Origin of the sequence: Capnocytophaga bilenii (assembly GCF_017565765.1) — a bacterium.
Lineage (GTDB): Bacteria > Bacteroidota > Bacteroidia > Flavobacteriales > Flavobacteriaceae > Capnocytophaga > Capnocytophaga bilenii.
The window spans coordinates 1-18,124 of record NZ_JAGDYP010000007.1; the positions used below are offsets into that span (position 1 = coordinate 1).

At 39.0% G+C, this 18,124-nt stretch carries 16 protein-coding genes and 2 tRNA genes; 4 read left to right on the forward strand and 14 right to left on the reverse strand.

Annotated elements, in window-relative coordinates:
* Positions 1–140: 140 nt before the first annotated feature.
* The 5 genes from J4N46_RS09130 to J4N46_RS09150 form a co-directional block, all read right to left on the reverse strand.
* Positions 141–1,421 (reverse strand): tyrosine-type recombinase/integrase, encoded by a 1,281-nt coding sequence (locus J4N46_RS09130; protein WP_208059037.1) that lies wholly within the window; start codon positions 1,419–1,421, stop codon positions 141–143.
* A gap of 46 nt (positions 1,422–1,467) precedes the next feature.
* A tRNA-Met gene (locus tag J4N46_RS09135) sits at positions 1,468–1,540 on the reverse strand.
* Between the two features lie 73 nt (positions 1,541–1,613).
* Positions 1,614–2,720: an alanine racemase gene (gene alr / locus J4N46_RS09140; RefSeq protein WP_208059038.1), complete on the reverse strand. Its 1,107-nt coding sequence runs from the start codon at positions 2,718–2,720 to the stop codon at positions 1,614–1,616.
* Entirely contained in the window at positions 2,717–3,487 is a 771-nt protein-coding gene (locus J4N46_RS09145; protein ID WP_236013920.1) for an enoyl-CoA hydratase/isomerase family protein, read from the reverse strand. The genes alr and J4N46_RS09145 overlap by 4 nt, the downstream gene beginning before the upstream one ends.
* A gap of 342 nt (positions 3,488–3,829) precedes the next feature.
* The gene (locus J4N46_RS09150) at positions 3,830–5,575 is read right to left on the reverse strand and encodes a thiamine pyrophosphate-dependent enzyme (protein WP_208059039.1); all 1,746 of its coding nucleotides are present in this window, start codon (positions 5,573–5,575) and stop codon (positions 3,830–3,832) included.
* Positions 5,576–5,758: 183 nt separating this feature from the next.
* Between J4N46_RS09150 and J4N46_RS09155 the strand changes: the two genes are divergently transcribed.
* Positions 5,759–6,961, forward strand: coding sequence for a hypothetical protein (locus tag J4N46_RS09155; protein ID WP_208059040.1), 1,203 nt, complete (start codon positions 5,759–5,761; stop codon positions 6,959–6,961).
* Between the two features lie 2 nt (positions 6,962–6,963).
* Here J4N46_RS09155 and J4N46_RS09160 read toward each other — a convergent pair whose 3' ends face one another.
* From J4N46_RS09160 to J4N46_RS09200, 9 genes are all read right to left on the reverse strand, one after another.
* Entirely contained in the window at positions 6,964–7,605 is a 642-nt protein-coding gene (locus J4N46_RS09160; protein ID WP_208059041.1) for an O-methyltransferase, read from the reverse strand.
* Positions 7,606–7,661: 56 nt separating this feature from the next.
* A tRNA-Leu gene (locus J4N46_RS09165) sits at positions 7,662–7,741 on the reverse strand.
* Between the two features lie 92 nt (positions 7,742–7,833).
* A complete protein-coding gene (locus tag J4N46_RS09170) occupies positions 7,834–8,751 on the reverse strand; it encodes a bifunctional metallophosphatase/5'-nucleotidase (protein ID WP_009415849.1) in 918 nt (305 codons plus the stop codon).
* A 7-nt stretch (positions 8,752–8,758) separates the two neighbouring features.
* The gene (locus J4N46_RS09175) at positions 8,759–9,532 is read right to left on the reverse strand and encodes a 5'-nucleotidase C-terminal domain-containing protein (protein WP_208059042.1); all 774 of its coding nucleotides are present in this window, start codon (positions 9,530–9,532) and stop codon (positions 8,759–8,761) included.
* 39 nt (positions 9,533–9,571) lie between these two features.
* Positions 9,572–10,441, reverse strand: coding sequence for a 4-hydroxy-tetrahydrodipicolinate synthase (dapA, locus tag J4N46_RS09180; protein WP_208059043.1), 870 nt, complete (start codon positions 10,439–10,441; stop codon positions 9,572–9,574).
* Positions 10,442–10,449: 8 nt separating this feature from the next.
* A complete protein-coding gene (locus tag J4N46_RS09185) occupies positions 10,450–10,968 on the reverse strand; it encodes a DUF6913 domain-containing protein (protein WP_208059044.1) in 519 nt (172 codons plus the stop codon).
* A gap of 100 nt (positions 10,969–11,068) precedes the next feature.
* Positions 11,069–12,769, reverse strand: a complete 1,701-nt coding sequence (locus J4N46_RS09190) for a L,D-transpeptidase family protein (protein ID WP_208059045.1) — start codon at positions 12,767–12,769, stop codon at positions 11,069–11,071.
* A 22-nt stretch (positions 12,770–12,791) separates the two neighbouring features.
* Positions 12,792–14,063 (reverse strand): adenosylmethionine--8-amino-7-oxononanoate transaminase, encoded by a 1,272-nt coding sequence (bioA, locus tag J4N46_RS09195; RefSeq protein ID WP_208059046.1) that lies wholly within the window; start codon positions 14,061–14,063, stop codon positions 12,792–12,794.
* On the reverse strand, positions 14,060–14,692 hold the full coding sequence (locus J4N46_RS09200) for an endonuclease III domain-containing protein (protein ID WP_208059047.1): 633 nt from the start codon (positions 14,690–14,692) through the stop codon (positions 14,060–14,062). The genes bioA and J4N46_RS09200 overlap by 4 nt, the downstream gene beginning before the upstream one ends.
* A 124-nt stretch (positions 14,693–14,816) precedes the next feature.
* On the opposite strand from J4N46_RS09200, the gene J4N46_RS09205 reads away from it, so the two are divergent.
* The 3 genes from J4N46_RS09205 to J4N46_RS09215 all read left to right on the forward strand — a co-directional run bounded on the left by J4N46_RS09205 (position 14,817) and on the right by J4N46_RS09215 (position 18,110).
* Positions 14,817–15,254 carry an HYC_CC_PP family protein gene (locus tag J4N46_RS09205; RefSeq protein WP_208059048.1) on the forward strand — a complete coding sequence of 146 codons (438 nt, stop codon included), beginning with the start codon at positions 14,817–14,819 and terminating at the stop codon, positions 15,252–15,254.
* Positions 15,255–15,455: 201 nt separating this feature from the next.
* Positions 15,456–17,717 carry a TonB-dependent receptor gene (locus J4N46_RS09210; RefSeq protein WP_208059049.1) on the forward strand — a complete coding sequence of 754 codons (2,262 nt, stop codon included), beginning with the start codon at positions 15,456–15,458 and terminating at the stop codon, positions 17,715–17,717.
* 42 nt (positions 17,718–17,759) lie between these two features.
* Positions 17,760–18,110 carry a heavy-metal-associated domain-containing protein gene (locus J4N46_RS09215; protein ID WP_208059050.1) on the forward strand — a complete coding sequence of 117 codons (351 nt, stop codon included), beginning with the start codon at positions 17,760–17,762 and terminating at the stop codon, positions 18,108–18,110.
* Positions 18,111–18,124: the final 14 nt, after the last annotated feature.

The window sequence follows — 18,124 nt, forward strand, 5'->3', positions numbered from 1 at the left end:
ATTTACCATTCTATTTTGAAAATCAGGGTATTCAAAGAACGGGCAGAGGCAGAATGAACAGACTTTTATTCTCCTCTGCTTTTCTTTGAAAATAACTTCTTATTTTCAGGGTGCAAAGTAAAGACCCTCCTTGCTTAGGGTTATAATAAATGTGAATAATCTTCAGGAAGTTCAGCGTCAATATCTCTTAGATATTGCTGTAAAGCAGAAAGTGTGGAATGTCCTGTAATAAGCATTAGCCTATCATAGGTTTCATATTGTGAGTATTTAGAACGTAACTCTCTGTATAACTTGGTAATAAAGGTATGCCTAAAAGAATAAAGTCCATAATCTTCTCCTAAATTAAGTTGCTTCTTTAATTTTCCAAAGCGTTTAGTCCAATAATCGCGTTTATTTACCTCGCTTGTCTGCCAATCATCAACACCATTGGGAGTAAATAAGAAGTAATTAGGATTTGCTCCTTTTAAATGTTGAATTTCTTTAAGAAGTATTTCTGGTATTATCTTAATCTTTACCAGTTTATTTTTAGCACGTACATTTAACTTAGCACCGTCAAAATCAATATCTTTAATTTGCAATCTGCATACCTCTATAGGTCGTAAGAAGTTATAAGATACAAATTTAACAAACAAAAGTAACTCTTTATCCTTTTGTGTCATAAGAGTAAAAATATCGTCTTGTTGCTTCTGTGTGTAGGTTTTATTGCGTTCTGGTTTAGCTTGCAGCTTCTTAATTTTTGCAACTACATTTTGTTGTACAATCTCATTTTCTTCTAATGTAGCAAATATGGCATTGATAACTGTAAGTGTATTATTTCGGTTACGAGGGCTTGTTCTCAGTAGTATTTCATTCAAGAAGTCATTAATATGTCTCTTTGTTAAACTGCTTATAGGAGATTTATCTAAGTTTTTATCTATCAAGTATTTTTGAAATTGTTTAATACGATAACTATAATCAATAAAACTATTTTCTGAAACACTATTTTTCTTTAGTTTCAGAGCAAAATCAAGTGCAGATACTGTAGTGTATTGCTCGTTAATTATAGAATTTTGAGTATTTTCAGCATTAGGAGTATAGCCATTTTTTAAGATACGTTCAATGATATTTCGCAAGGTATGAATTTCTGTGTATCTACTATCAAAATCTTTATATACTTGGTTTATTTTGAAGAAAATAGAGGGTTGCTTTACCATTTTACCTTCTTTATTACGGAAGTAGTAATATACGTACCAACGCTTATATTTTTGCAGTATTTCCTCCTTTTGCTTTTCAGTAAAAGCACTTAATCGTTTCTGCTCTATAATTTTGGGGTATATTTTTGGTACTGAATAGTTTTTCTTATCCATAACCCTGTCGGTTTTACGATTATTGATATACTCGGTTTTATACTCGCTTTCTATAAGTTCGTTTAGTATAGACATAAAAAAATACGCTCTAAGGCGTATTTTTATTAGGTTTTTACCTTTGTAGCGGGAACTGGACTCGAACCAGTGACCTTCGGGTTATGAGCCCGACGAGCTACCTACTGCTCTATCCCGCGATTTTCTGAGTGCAAAAGTACAAACTTTTTTTTATATGACAAGCTTTTTTGTAACTTTTTTTGATATTTTTTATCATTCTATATATAAACGCTTGATTCTGTGCGCCATAGAGGTCATCAATTCATATGATATTGTCCCTGCTGATTCTGCTAAAGTCTCTGCTGTATGCTCCTTGTCAAATACTATTACCTCATCTCCTTCCTCACAATTTATGTGGGTGACATCTACCAAAATCATATCCATACATACATTTCCCAGTATAGGGGCTTTTTTTCCGTGTATAAATACAAAACCTTTTCCTTTGCCGTAAATTCGGTTAATTCCATCGGCGTGGCCTACAGGTATAGTTGCTGTTTTAGTAATATGACTGGCTATATAACCACGGTTATACCCTAAACTATCACCTACTTGTAGCGTATGAATTTGCGAAATAACACTCTTCAAAGCCATAATAGGGGTTAAATTAGGTTGCAATGCTGCATCATTTGCAAAACCATACATTCCTATACCACTGCGCACCATATCAAACTGTGCCTCAGGATAATTGAGTATCCCTGAAGTATTGCATTGGTGGTAAATCACTTTATGTGCAAAAGTTTGGTTTATCTTTTCTTGAAAAGCGATAAAACACTGTATCTGGTTTTTGGTAAACTCTCGTTCATTCATATCTTCTGAGGCTGCCAAATGCGAATAAGCTGTTTTTACCTTTACAGTAGTGTTATTTTTTAACAAACTAAGTACTTCATCTATTTGATTGAAATCAAAGCCTAAGCGGTTAAGCCCTGTATTGCATTTAAGATGCACAGGATAGTGAGTTAATTGGTGCTTTTGAGCATATTCTAAAAACAAATGTGTTGTCCTAAGTGAATAAAGGGTAGGTTCTAATTGGTATTTTATAATATCATCAAAATTAACACTTTGTGGGTGTAGTACTATGATAGGCAAGCTGATACCACATTTGCGTAGTGCAATACCTTCGGAAGTATAGGCTACTGCAAAATAGTTTGCCAACTTTTTTTTCTCTATATACGCAGCTATTTGGGTAGCTTCATTGCCGTATGATGAGGCTTTTACTACTGCCAAAAACCAAGTAGTGGGTTTTAGCTTACTTTTCAAATACTGTACGTTTCTCTCTAAAGCGTTAAGGTCAATTTCTAATACAGTTTCTTCAGTTTTCATTTATTCTTTAATTTTTCTAACATTAATCGTGTTTGTTCAGATAGCACTAATTTACCGGAAATAGCTGCATTATCTAATAGTTCTTTTTCCCAATGGTCTGTATGTTGCCAAGTAATGCGCTTCATTTCTGATAGTGCCAAAGGATTTGATTTCAATAAAGTTGCTATAAAATCATCAATCTCTTTATCCATATCTTTTAGATTTTCAAATACACGGGCAAACAATCCTTTTTGCTGTGCCCAATAAGCATTTTTCCATTGATTGGGTGCCATAAATAGCTCGTTAAGAGCTGCCTGTCCTGCTTTTCGCAAAATTACAGGAGCTATTACAAAGGGACCTATCCCTAATGAAAGTTCTGATAGCTTAATACTCGCACTTTCGGTAGCAAATACGTAATCTAAGGCTGCCACTAAGCCTACACCTCCCCCTACAGCCTTACCTTGCACTCGCCCAATAATAAGTTTTTTACAACGGCGCATAGCTAAAAAAAGATGGGCAAACCCTTCAAAAAAAGAGGTACCTTCAGCTTCATTGGTAATAGCTAAAAGCTCATCGAAGGAGGCTCCTGCACAGAAGGCTCTTTCGCCTTCGCTCTGCAACAAAATGATGCTTACTGCTTCGTTTTGGGAAAGTGTATCTATTTCTTTAGCTAAACGTTTTAAGAGCTCTGAAGGAAAAGAGTTTGCATTAGGATGCCCAAAAGTAATAGTTGCTAATTGGTTATCTATTTTGGTGTATAGAGAGCCTAAATGATTGTTGATATTCATAAGCTTTATTTTGAGGGCAAAAGTAGTAAATAATGTTTAAATATCAATGATTAATAATTAATTTTGTTTGATAAAAAAGTTATGGTTAGACTCTTGCTATTGGTGTGAGCTGCACGGGCTTCTAACCTTCGGTGCGAGCCGCACAGGCTTTTAACCTTCGGTACGAGCCACACGGGCTTTTATCCTTCGCTCAACCTTCGCTCAACCTTCGCTGAAGGTTCGGTAGTTATAAGGCTGATGTGACTGGTAAAAAAAACTTTGGCAAAGGCTGTGGAATGATTCCCATAACCCTTGCCAAAGTGCATACGCTGTACAAGTGTGTACTGCTATTTTGGTGTTTTACTAAAATACATCTTTGATGTGTTTCATACTATTAGTGATGCTGTCTTTAGCTTCTGAAAAATCACCTTGACCTATCTTTTTGATGATATTGGTAGCAAAGCCTTTCATTTGCTCAAAGGTAATGTGTGGTGGCATTGCTAAGGTGTCGCGATTGGTGTAGATGTTCACCAAAGTAGGTCCATCGTGCTCAAAAGCGGCTTTTACAGTAGCTTCAAGGTCTTCGGTTTTGCGTACTTCATAGCCTTTGATGTTCATCAGGTCGGCGAGCTTATCAAAAGGTGGGTTTACCATATTGGTTTGCCAATCGAGGTAGCCTGATACTTCCATTTCGAGTTTCACCATTGCAAGCGAACGGTTGTTGAAGACAAATATTTTTACGGGGTATTGGTACTGCATTAGGGTTGCTAAATCGCCTAAAAGCATAGAGAGACCGCCGTCTCCGCACATTGCTACTACTTGTCTGCCTTTAGCTGAGGCTGCTGCACCTATAGCCATTGGGAGGGCGTTTGCCATAGAACCGTGATTGAATGAGCCGGTGAGGTAGCGTTTGCCTGTTCCTTTTATAAAGCGTGCTGCCCATACTACATTCATACCTGTATCAACGGTGAAGATAGCGTCTTGAGCGGCATATTTATCTAATAATTTAGCGGCATATTCGGGATCTATTTGGTTTTCTTCGGTCTTCTTTTTGGTGTAGTCTTCCAATGATTTTTCGAGTTCTAAATACTCTTTGTGAATGTCTTTTAGGAAGCTATCATCGGTGCGTGTGCTTAGCTTAGGCAACAAAGCTGTAATAGAGTCTTTTATATCGCCTGCGAAGCCGTAATCTACTTTGGCACGGCGACCGATAATCTCGGGGCGTTCGTCTATTTGGATAATAGTACTTTTCTTAGGCAGGAACTCAGCATAAGGGAAGTCGGTGCCCAACATAATAAGGACATCGGCTTTGGCACAAGCGTCATAACCAGAGCGGTGCCCAAGCAAGCCGTTCATACCTGCAATATAAGGGCTATCGGCGCGGTCGAAGAATATTTTGCCACGGAAAGAGGCTACGATAGGAGCTTTAAGGGTTTCGGCAAGCTGTTCTACTTCTTTCACTGCGTGCTGACAACCGTGTCCGCAGTAAAGGGCAATTTTCTTATTTTTGCTATCGTTAAGCACCACCGCAAGTTTGTCGAGCTCTTCGTCTGAAGGGCGTACTACGGGTTTAGCCAAGAAGGTTTGGGTAGCAGTAGGCACTTCTTCAAGTTCGGCACCTGCCACATCACCTGGGAGTCCTAATACTGCTACGCCTTTTTCGTTGATAGCGGTTTGAATAGTGCGTTGCATCATTGTAGTGAACTGCTTAGGGGTATTGGCTACGTACACGTATTTGCTGCAGTCTTGGAATAGCAAGAAAGGGTTGGTTTCTTGAAACCAGTGGGTGCCGAACTTGTGAGTAGCACAGGTGCTGGCTATGGCAATCACAGGGTTGCCAGAGCGGTTGGCATCGTAAAGCCCATTGATAAGGTGTACGTGTCCAGGTCCTGAACTACCCATACAGCAACCGATACCGTTGAGTTCGGCATCCATAGAGGCAGCATAAGCCGCTGATTCTTCGTGTCGTACGTGTATCCATTCTAAACGTCCATCGCGGCGAATGGCATCATTTACGGGGTTTAGGCTATCGCCTGTAATGGCGTATACGCGTTTTACGCCTGCTTGTACTAACATTTCAACCAATTGGTCGGATACATTTTTGCTCATATTTTTTTTGTTTTACTAAACTTTTATTTTAAATATTTCAGACGCAAAAGTACGATTTTTTTCATTTTTTAAATGCTAATGTTTTGTTAATTTTTTCGGAGTAGTAAGAAAAACAAATAGTTATGTATTACTTATTGAATATTATTTTCGTATATTTGCAGCATAATAAAAAATACAAAAATTATGGCTAAGAAACTACCCGTAAAAAACGGGATAAAAATAGCAGTATCTATCATTGTGGTACTATTAGTGCCTTCTTTTATCTATCTTATTACCGATGATAGTGATTTTGGTGGAATTATTCTTTTTGCTATGGCTCTGTTTGCCAGCTTTTTGGTGGTAGTTATTTTTTCTATCTACTATAGTTTTTTCTACCGTTGGGCAAGGATATTATTAGGATGTCTGTTGGGGGTAGTTTTCTTAATTATTTTATATAACGTTTTTTCTCAATACAAATACCGCATTGAGGAATGGTATGCCAATTATACCTTGCCTGAGGAGTACAAAAGTTATGAAGATATGGATTTGGTTGCTGCAAAATCATCTTACCATAAAAAGGGTATGACTTTAAAACTTGTTACTCGTTATTTAAACCTTAACGATGCACTTTTTTACAACAAAGCAAACCAACTTATTTATTACAGAAGCTCGAGCTCTACTTTTATGCGTTATGACCAAGACGGAAGATTTATTGATAGCCTTGATGTAAGTATAACGCACTCACAATCGTATGAACCTCCTGTATTTTTAGGGGATTATTGGGTGGATGTTTATCAAGATTGCTATTTTTCGTGGGCGGTAGATGGTGATGAATATGCTCAGCCTATAATTCCTGTATATGATTCTGAAGATTGGAATGATGATACTCGCAAAATGTATTTCAAAGAAGTACAAAAAACAGCTGATTATTTTATGCTAACCCCCATAAATAGCAATGAGGCTGATGCTGGTCATAAGCTAAATCGCAGCGATTGCAGTGCTAAAGTAGTTTTCTTTAGGGAAAAAGAATGGTACTATTTTTATATGAATACACCCTCTAACTATGGTTATGAAGATTTTATAGCTGAAAAAGGCAAAAGATCTGAGGAAGAACTATTCCTCCAATTTAAAGAGCGGGCTACCAACGAAAGAAGTACACTGAAGCGACGCCTTATCCGCCCTCGTTATCTAAGTTATGACGATTATATATATCTGGATATAGCTACTTTTCAGCTAAAAAGTTCGTGGTGGTATAACGATGAGGAGCAGATGAAGGTAGAACCTACTACATTTTATTGGAACAAGGACGAGTCGGTAGAGAATTTTAGCAATTTTTATGTTTACCAGAATAACAACGTAAATTACAGCTTATTGAAGATTGAAGACGGAGTGTATATTCTCAAGTAGTTCTAAATCACTCTGGAAACAGTAATTCCATCGCGTATGGGGAGTAAAACGGTCTCTACACGGGGGTCGTTTTTTAGTTTTTGGTTATATGCCATTAGTGCAAGGGTATGCTTGTCGTTAGGCTTTACTTCTTCTACTACCTTGCCGCTCCAGAGAACATTATCAGAAAGAATAATACCACCTTTATTCATTCGGGAGATAACTAAATCAAAATAAAGGGCGTAATTTTGTTTATCTGCATCTATAAATACAAGGTCAAAAAAGGTATTAAGGGTAGGAATAATATCGGCAGCCTTGCCAAGATGTTGTACAATTTGGTGTCCATAACCGCTACGGTCAAAAAACTCACGTTGCAGGTCAGTAAGTTCTTCTTTTATGTCAATAGTATGCAACTTGCCTTCAGGAGATAGTCCTTCTGCAAGGCATAGGGTAGCATAACCTGTATAAGTACCAATTTCTAAGATAGTTGTAGGGCGTAGCATCTTGGAAAGAAGACTCAGAAATCGCCCTTGCAAATGCCCACTAAGCATACGTGGTTGCAATACGTTTAAGTGAGTGCGGCGTGTGAGCTCTTGTAATAGTGCAGGCTCATCAGTGGTATGGGTAGTGGCGTAGTTTTCTAAATCTTCTGATAAAAAGTGCATTATAAATTATTTTATATATAATAAAAAAGCTGCCCTAAAAAGGACAGCTTTTATAGTACCTGAGGAGGGAATCGAACCCTCACTCCGAAGAACACGAGTTTGAGTCGTGCGCGTCTACCAATTCCGCCACTCAGGCAAGTTGCTTTTTCAATTCGGGTGCAAAGGTACACAAGTTTTTTTAATATGCAAAAAAAACAACAACTTTTTTTCAATCTTTTTTATAACTACTTATACTTCAATACTAACCGATTGCGTCTTTGTATTACTTATATCTTCAAAAAAGAAGTCTATACGACCTAAATTGATGCCATAGCAGCCCACTTGGTTCACTAAAGTAGTCTTACCGCTCTTGTTGGTTACTAAGGTTGGTTTATCTAAAAAGGTATGTGTATGCCCTCCAATGATAAGGTCGGTATGAGAAGTTTGGGCAGCTACTTTCAGGTCTGATACTTTAAGAGGGTTATCGAGGTAGTCATAGCCAAGGTGCGACAAGCAAATTATTAAATCACATTGTTCTTCGTTGTGAAGCTTGTGTTCCATATCTTGGGCTATTTCTATAGGGTTGAGGTATACCGTTTCTCCGTATTGTCGTTTATTTACCAAACCTTCCAGCTCCACCCCTAAGCCATACACTCCTATTTTTATCCCTGCTACATTGTATATTTTATAGGGTTTTACGTGTCCTGCAAGGGCTGTATTGCTCACATCGTAGTTGGCGTTGATAAACTCAAAGGTGGCGTGAGGAAGCTGGGCTACCAACCCTTCTACCCCATTATCAAAATCGTGATTACCAAAGGTAGCTGCATCATATTTGAGCATCGACATTATTTTAAACTCTAATTCACCCCCGTAGAAGTTAAAGTAAGGAGTACCTTGAAAAATATCGCCTGCATCAAAGAGCAGTGTATTTGGATTCTCGGTACGTATTTGGTTGATAAGCGCAGCACGGCGTGCAGCTCCTCCTTTATTAGGGCGCAAAGGGTCGTTAGCTGGCAGTGGGTCTATATGGCTATGGGTGTCATTGGTATGCAGTATAGTAATCTGTTTTAGGGTTGAGTTAGCTTTCATTGAGAGCGTACTCCAAGCGCCTGCTCCTAATAACAACGAGGTAGCTCCTATATTTTTTATAAAAGTTCTTCTTTTCATCGTAAAATTAAGGTTTATATTCAAAGCGGTTATCCTGTTTAGCGTGTAGGGTATCTATTTTAGTAAAATAGTCTATGAGTACATTGCGTACTTTATAGTCCAACATATCTGTTTTTAGCGGATTACTGAAGAAGTACATCGCATCGCCGCCATACATTAAATAATCGGAAGTAGCTACAAGGTAAGTTGCTTTAGGATTAAAGGGCTTGCCGTGTATGGTGAAGTGGGTTATCTTGCCATCGTGGGTAATTTGCAATTGCACTTGCTTGGATAGCGGGTGCGGCAAGCGGTGTTTAATAAGGTAGTCGGCAAGTTCTTGTACCTTCTCGCCGCTCATTGTGAGCACTACCATTTCATTTTCAAAGGGCATCAGGTTATATGCCGACCCCATTGTAATATCGCCTTTAGGCAAATCGGAACGAATACCTCCAAAGTTAAGCAGTACAAAATCTATAGTTTGCCCTGTGCGCTTTTTGTAATAAGGAGCAATAGTTTCATATATTGCATCAGCAAAAAAATTGCTAATAGGCATATTTAGTGGCGGATTATTGCGGTCTTTCACCAAATCCTGAGCATTTTGTGCCAATACTTTATTCATTTCGTTATCCACGTGCTGCCTATAGGGTGCTATAAAATTCTCAATTGTAGCCTCTTGAGGGCTATTCTCGTCTATAGGTATATTTATTGCCTTAATGAGTGTCAGTACTTGGCTCATAGAAGTTGCACAAGCACTCAATACTATTAAGACAATAAAGTAAAGGAATAGTTTTAATTTTTTCATAAATTGTTGTTCTTAATTTTAGTCTATCGGTATTTTCATTTAAAACTGCACATTGGCAGCTACCTCTTTTTTCAGTTCTGCCGAAGCCTCTACCAAAGGCAATCGCACATAAGGCTCACAAAGCCCTTTGGCTGCTAATATAGCCTTGATACCTATAGGATTCCCTTCTTTAAACGCCAACCCTATTTTGGGTAACAAACCGTAGTGCAATTGGTTGGCTTCAGCTACTTTGCCTTCCAATCCCAAACGCACCATTTGCGAAAATTCAGCAGGATAGGCAATGCCTATTACCGAAATAGCGCCTTTACCCCCCATATACACTGAAGGTAAGGTAGTGCCGTCATCGCCCGATAGGAATGTAAAGCCTGCAGGCAGCTGTTTTAACAATTGCATATCAAATACCAAGTTGCCCGAAGCCTCTTTCACAGCGGTAATATTACTAAAATTAGTAGCCAAAGACACAATCGTTTCCGCTGTCATTGATACCCCCGTTCTGCCTGGTACATTGTAAAGTATAATAGGTAACGGACTTGCCTGTGCTATGGCTGCAAAATGGGCATACATACCAGCTTGTGAAGGCTTGTTGTAATAAGGCGTTACCGATAAAATTGCTACAAAGTCATCTAATTGAGTATGTTTTATCTCGTCTATCACATTTTGGGTGTTGTTACCGCCTATCCCTATTACCAAGGGTACGCGTTTGTTATTAACCCTCACAATAGTATTACATACCAATTGTTTTTCCTCTTTGGTGAGGGTGGGTGCTTCGCTGGTAGTACCCAAAGCAACAATAAATTCCACTCCACCAGCAATTACGTACTCTACAATCCTTTCCAAGGCAGGTATGTCCACTTGGTTATCAGCTGTAAAGGGGGTAATCAGTGCTACCCCTGTTCCTTTAAGTTCCATAATTTATTTTATTTACGAATGATTGTACTCAAAACTTTTTTTACTTCCGAAGCAAACAACTCTCCCTGCGCAGGCGAGCAGCCTATCACTATATCGTTGTATTGTAGGTCTATTCCTTGAAAACCAATGCGCAATTTAGCTTTTATAGACGATGAAAGCAGTAATAAAGGCAGTTTAGGCTCACTAAAATAGTTAATAAGCAAGTCAAATTCTTGTTCTGCAAGACGATCGGCGTGATAATTGCGTACCTTTCCCTGCCAATTGATTTCTTTATCAATCAAAATAGGGGTGCCATCGTTGTGTGTTTCTTCCGAAGTGCGTTTATAACCCAATATAATTTGATTTTCAGGACGAATATTGTAATATTTTATAAGGCTTAGCAGTGGTTTTATATCTTTCACCACATCCATATCAATAATACAGCCCACTTTCACAAGTTCGTTATTCAGCTTGTTGTTATATTTAGCCAAAAGTTTAAAGTTCTTGCGAATTTTATTCTTTATGTAATAATTCTTTATAAATTCCACAGTTTGTATAATTTTCTATATCTCTTAAGTTTCAGGCGACAAATATACAAAATATTTTCTATTTTTGAATAATGATTTTTTGAATTATTGCAGATATTAGTTAAGAATCAAACTGTTTTATTTCCTTCAGTTGCTCGTCATCTATGTTGTAAATGTCGTTTTTGATGATTTGTTGCCCTTGTTCGTCTATCCAAGAAGTATTGTAAATAATATTGATTTTAAACTTTGTTTTTAGAGGAACGCGATATTGGTTGCGCTTGCCGTGCATTGCTTCATTTACACGCTCTTCTGTCCAAGGGTTCTCAGCATCTTCATTTTTAAGTAGCTGATAAGCAAGCTGTGATGGATTTTGCACCCGTACACAACCGTGACTAAGGGCGCGTACTTCTCTGTCAAAAAAATATTTAGAAGGAGTATCGTGCAAGTAGATGCTCATATTATTGGTAAGAATAAATTTCACCAATCCCAATGAATTATTCGCCGATGGTGCTTCTACAAAAAAGAAACCGCGTTTGTGCACTGCAGGGTCGTTCCAATCCACCTGAGTAGGGTCTATTTTTTTACCGTTTTCGTACATCGTATAGCCTCTATTTTTATACTTTTCTGGGTTGGCTTGTGATACTATTTGGGGTATCATCTCTTTTTTGATAATACTTTGCGGTACCGACCACGTAGGGCGAAATTCTACGTATTGTATCGTATCGGTAAAAATAGGTGTAGAAGTAGCTGATTTTCCTACCACTACTTTAGTTTCAAAAAGTACTGAATCTTTTTGGTAAAGAGCAAGTTTAAAATCTGGGATATTCACTATAGCGTAATTATCGCCCAAATTGTTGTTAAACACGCGCATACGTTCCATATTTAGCTGTAGCAAGTCGCGCTCTTTGGTGGGGTTCATATTGATAAAATAGAGCGTTTGCTTACCCAAAACGCCATCGGGGGTAAGCCCTTTACTTTGTTGAAAACGTTGTACCGCAGCTATTAGGGTACTATCTACGGTTTCAGGAGTATCTGTAATAGAACTATCAAAGCCTTTTTGTTTCAGTATATTGCGCAGCTGTGTTACTACAGTGGCTGTATAGCCCACCGCAAAGTTTTTAGGATTGTCAATCGTTAGCACCGAAAGTGAGTCGGCAGTGAGCTTTTTAAGTGCTGCGTATTTTACCCGCATCTTTTGGTATTGTTTAGAGGTGGGTAATAAACTCGTTATCAGACCGCTCAAAGGTTCTTTATCGTCTATCTGCAACAATAAGTCCGAAGGGCTTAGCGTGTTTTTAGGTCTAAACCACGAGTGCTCTCCGTAAAACTTCTTAGCAAAACGCCCTTTGGTGAGGTGCTCTAATAGCAAGAAAAAAGATGCTGTAATTTCTTTATCGCATTCTGCCTTTACCTCATCGGGCACCTGATGGGCATAGAGACTATCCACTGTATTTTTAAGTGCTGTACGCCTATAGGTTTCGGGATTAAGCCCATCGCTATCTATGCTATCCAATACGGCAAGGTATTCAGCAAAAAGACGCGAAGGCATATCTTGGTACAACCAGCGCGTTTTCATTCCGTTTTGTATGTAATAACTAAGTGTGTGTGACTGTACACCTTTTTTGTAATTATTATCCAACACTACCAGCTGTGCAAATGCAGCTGCAGTAGTATCTACAGCAATAGTTAGTGCTTCTTTATACACTTCTTCGCCTGTTTCTCGCAAAGACGAATTGGGGTGTGATGAAGGGTCATTTTTACAGCTTTGCATCACAAACAATACACCTATGAGCAGTAAGTATTTAATAATCGTGTTTATCATTGTTGTTGTTTTAAGTTACGAATTACGAAAATTTATGAATAGCTTCTTCTATCACCTCATATACTTTGCTAAGTTGAGCATCCGTAATGATGTAAGACGGCAATATATAGATGCTGTTGCCTACAGGGCGCAGAATAACGCCTTTAGAGATGAAAAAGTTATAGAGTTTATCGCGGAAAGAACCGTAATAATCGGTATTTTCGGCTGTTTTGAGTTCAAAAGCTAAAATTACCCCCAAGGTGCGCGGATTGAGCACTTGTGGATATTGGGCAATGCGTTGCAAAAACTCGTGATGGCGTTGCGCTACACGCTTTAAGTTTGCTTGCATCTCATCTGATTGCAGTATTTTTATCGCCTCAAGGGCTATAGCACAACCCGTTGGGTTTGCAGTGAAAGTATGTCCGTGAAAAAGGGCTTTATTTACATCATCACTATAAAACCCATCAAATATTTTTTGAGTAGCTGTAGTAACCGCAAGGGGTATGGTGCCACCAGTGAGTGCTTTGGAGAGACAAATAATATCAGGTTTGTGCTCTAAATAATCGGAGGCAAAGGTACGCCCTGTGCGCCCGAAGCCTGTCATTACTTCATCGGCAATGGTAATAACGTTATTGGCTTGTGCTATTTGTATCAACTTATCGAGGGCTGCTGGCTCATAGATTTGCATACCCGAAGCACCTTGCACCAAAGCCTCAAAAATAAAAGCGGCAGGCTGATGCTCGTCAATCACTTGTTGTAGTTTTTGGGCAGCTGCATCGCTTCCTTTTTCGGGCAGTGGAATACGCACTACCTTCAGCAAGTGATTTTTGAAGGCTTCTGTAAAAAATGAAATACCTGAGGCTGCCATTGCTGCAAAAGTATCACCGTGAAAAGCATTCTCAAAAGCTACTACCGTAAATCGTTTTTCGCCTTTGTTAAAAAAGTATTGCAATGCCATTTTAATAGCAATTTCTACAGCGGTAGAGCCATTGTCGGAAAAGAATACTTTTTGCTGATTATCAGGCAGAATACTGATAAGTTTTTCGGCAAGAAGTACAGCAGGTTCGTGTGTAAATCCGCCAAAGAGTACGTGCTCTAAATGAGTGAGTTGTTTGTAGGCAGCTTGTGCCAATTGTTGGTTGCTATGCCCGTAGGGGTTTACCCACCAGCTGGCGATAGCATCAATATATTCGTTGCCGTTTTCGTCCCAAAGAAGCGCATCTTTTCCTTTTACAATAGCCAGAGGTTTAGCAGCAGTTTGGTGTTGGGTGTAAGGATGCCATAGGTGTTGGGCATCGCGTTGTTGTAAATTCATTTTTTCTTTGATTGTATAATGGTATTGGTTATAATATCTTTTTCTAAGCTCCAGCCTCTTGCAGGGCTATACTCTCGCCCGTATAATATAATTTGTATGTGGAGTTTATTCCATTTGTCTTTGGGGAAAAGACGCTTGGCATCTTTTTCGGTTTGAGTAACGGAAGAGCCATCGGAGAGCCCCCAGCGATGCATCAGGCGGTGTATATGGGTATCTACAGGAAAAGTAGGAATACCAAAGGCTTGTGATAGTACTACACTAGCTGTTTTATGTCCTACAGATGGTAGCGCTTCAAGCTCTTCAAATGTTTGTGGCACTTCGCCGTTATGTTTGTCAATAAGTATTTGTGATAAGCCGTGTATGCCTTTTGATTTCATCGGCGATAAGCCCAATGGCTTGATAATCTCACGTATTTCATCTACCGATAGCAGTACCATATCATAAGGATTATCGGCTTTGGCAAAAAGTATTGGGGTAATGGTATTTACGCGTGCATCGGTAGTTTGTGCCGATAGCAATACCGCAATCAGCAAAGTGTAAGGATCTTTGTGATGCAGTGGGATTTCTATCTGAGGGTAAAGTTCCTCAAGGGTATTGATGATAAACTTTATTTTCTCTGCTTTTTTCACTTCTAAGAAATTACGCCGCAAAGGTAATAAAAAATAATGATATAGTAGGCAACGAACGTTAATTTTTTGTTAAAAAGCGAAATAACACTATTTATGGTATTATTTTTGTACCCTGATAATCATAATGAAAAAGATTTTTATACATATTATTCTTTCACTACTCATCTTGTTCTCAAACTCAGGATGGGCAATATCTTTTCATTACTGCCATAACAAACTTACTTCGGTAACTCTGCAATACAGTGAAACTGACATAGAAGAGGGTTGTACCGATATGGATAGTTGTTGTGGTGATGATGAAGAGGCTGAAGATGATATGAGCAATGACGATGAGGGTTGTTGCAAAAAATCTTCTGTAACTTCTTCAACTTCTGATAGCGTTGATGTTGTAAAGCTGTTTAGCTTGCATCTTCCTATATTTGTGCTATCGGGTGAATCATTTGTTTTATTAAACGCTGACATTGTTCCTGCAGCAGCAAAAGAGTCTGTTACGCCTATTTACTATGGTTCAGGAGGTCTTCCGCTATATGCGCTTTACTGTCAGCGGGTGTTTTATGCTTGATACTTTTTTTGGATAAGGTGTAGGAAGGCTGCGCCAGTTCGGTTCGAGCCGCACAGGCTTCACATACTCGGCTGCGCCAGCTCGCCGACTTTCCTTCGCTCATCCTTCGCTCAACCTTCGCTGAAGGTTCGCTTAAAGAAGGGGCGAGATGACGCTGTATCAAAAGAAGTAAAAAAAATAAAACACTTAAAGAAAATAAAAATGTACAAATCATATATATTTATCATAGGGCTATTGTTGCCCTTATCACTCTTTGCTCAAACATTTAGCAAAGGAATGGTTGTAGATGAAGCTCACCAACCGCTAATAGGTGCTGAGGTATATTGGGAAAATACCGAAATTGGTGTTTCTACCGATGAACAAGGCAACTTTACCCTTAAAAATACCCCCGATTCACATACTTTGGTAGTAAAATACGTAGGCTACCAAATTAAAAAAATAAAAGTAACAGGACAAGCTCCATTACACATACAATTAGCTCCTGAAGCCGATTTAGACGAAGTAGTCGTAACCCAAAAACGTGCTAAAGTGATGAAATCTCAATTTCAGGTGGCTAACATACAAACAATGAGCAGCGGGGAACTGCTAAAAGCGGCGTGCTGCAACTTGTCGGAAAGCTTTTCTACCAATCCATCAATAGATGTGAACTTCTCTGATGCTGTTACGGGTAACAAACAAATAAAAATGTTGGGACTTACAAGTCCGTATATACTAATGGCAGAAGAGAACATTCCTGCAATGCGAGGGGCTTCGCAGGCTTATGGTTTATCGTTCGTACCAGGTACGTGGATAGAGAGTATTCAAATTACAAAGGGTGCGGGTAGCGTAATCAATGGGTATGAAAGTATATCGGGGCAAATAAACTACGAGATAGAAAAACCGATGAATACCTCGCCTTTCTTTTTAAACTTGTATGCTTCGGGCGATAAAAGATATGAAATCAACGCCCATACCAATAAGCGTCTGTCGGACAAGTGGGCAACAACGCTCTTGGCTCACGGCAATGTGCGTCAAGAAAAATCTGACCACAACAACGATGGCTTTATTGATAGTCCATTAGGAAACCAAATCAACTTGTTAAATCGCTGGCAGTATACCAATCACGAAAAAGGTTGGGTAGGCTTTTTGAACCTAAACTATATGAAAGACGACCGCCAAGCGGGTGAAATGCGCTTTGATAGGCTTACGGATAAACTTACTCACAATGCGTGGGGTAGCGAAGTAAATTCGGAACGATGGGGTGCTACCAACAAAATAGGCTATGTGTTCCCCGAAATGCCTTATAAGAGTTTCGGTTTCCAAAATTCGTTTTTGTCGCACAAACAAAACTCGTATTTTGGATTAAACCAATACGATATTCACCAAAAAAGTTGGTATGGTAACTTTATTTATAACTCTATCATAGGAAATGCAAAACACAAATTTGCTACAGGCTTAAACGGAAGTTATGACGATTATGACGAAGAATTAGCACTGCCTTATGCTTATAACGATTTTTCGCGTGTAGATAGACAAATGGGGGCTTTCTTTGAATATACTTATGACAATCAAAGCAACTTCAGCGTGGTGGCTGGCTTGCGTGCCGATAGTCACAACCACTTGGGCTATTTTATTACACCACGCTTGCACTTGCGCTATAACCCTTGGAAAAATGCTACTTTTAGGCTTTCGGCAGGTAGAGGAAAACGTGCTGCCAATGTGATTGCCGAAAATCAGCAGTTCTTGGCTTCTAATCGCCAATTTATACTAAGGGGTGATGGTGGTAAGTTGTACGGCTTCAACCCCGAAATAGCGTGGAACTACGGAGCGAGTTTCTTGCAAACCTTTAAGGTATTGGGCAAAAACGCAGAAGTATCTGTAGATTTTTATCGCACTGACTTTAGCAATCAGGTAGTTGCCGATGTAGATCACTCGGCGCAACAGGTGCTTTTCTATAACCTAAATGGTAAAAGTTTTGCCAATTCACTACAAGCTGACTTCAGTATCAGTCCTGCCAAAGGTTTAGACGTGAAAGCAGCTTATAAATATTACGATGTGGAAACTACTTTCACCAAAGGGCTAATGGAAAAAACACTTACCCCCAAACAACGTTGGTTTGCCAATGTAGCATACGAAACAGAAGATAACCACGAAAATAACCACTCTCAATGGAAATTTGATGTTACCTTCAACTGGCTAGGCGAACAACGCCTTCCTGATACAAGTGCTAACCCTCTGCCCTACCAAATGGAAGCGTATGCGCCTGCTTTTGCTACGCTCAATGCACAAGTTACAAAAGTGTTTTCTAAACGCTTTGAAGTATATGTAGGTGGTGAAAACCTCACTAATTACAAACAGAAAAATGGTATAGTAGCTGCTAATGCTCCTTTTGGTGCTTACTTTGATAGTACGATGCAGTACGCGCCTGCTTTTGGGGCTATGTATTACGCTGGACTACGTTTCAAACTAATAGCAGATAAATAAAAAGAAATAGAACTATAACAACAAAATAAAAAATAGTAAACAATGAACATTAAAACATTTTTATGGATAGCTTTAAGCCTAATAGGGCTTGGCACCGCAGGGGCACAAACTACGCCCAACAAAAACAAAAAAGTAGAATTTGCTGTAGGAGGCAATTGCGAACAGTGTAAGGCTCGTATAGAAAAAGCGGCTTACAGTGTGAAAGGAGTGAAAAGTGCTAATTGGAACATCAATAGTGGTAATATCACCCTTATCATAGACGAACGCAAATGCAGCGAAAGCGATGTGCAAAAAGCCATTGCCAAAGTAGGACACGATGCTGGCAAAGAACGTGCTGATGATGCTGTGTACAACAAGCTACACAACTGCTGTCTGTACGAAAGATTACCATAAACACAAAAGAGGCT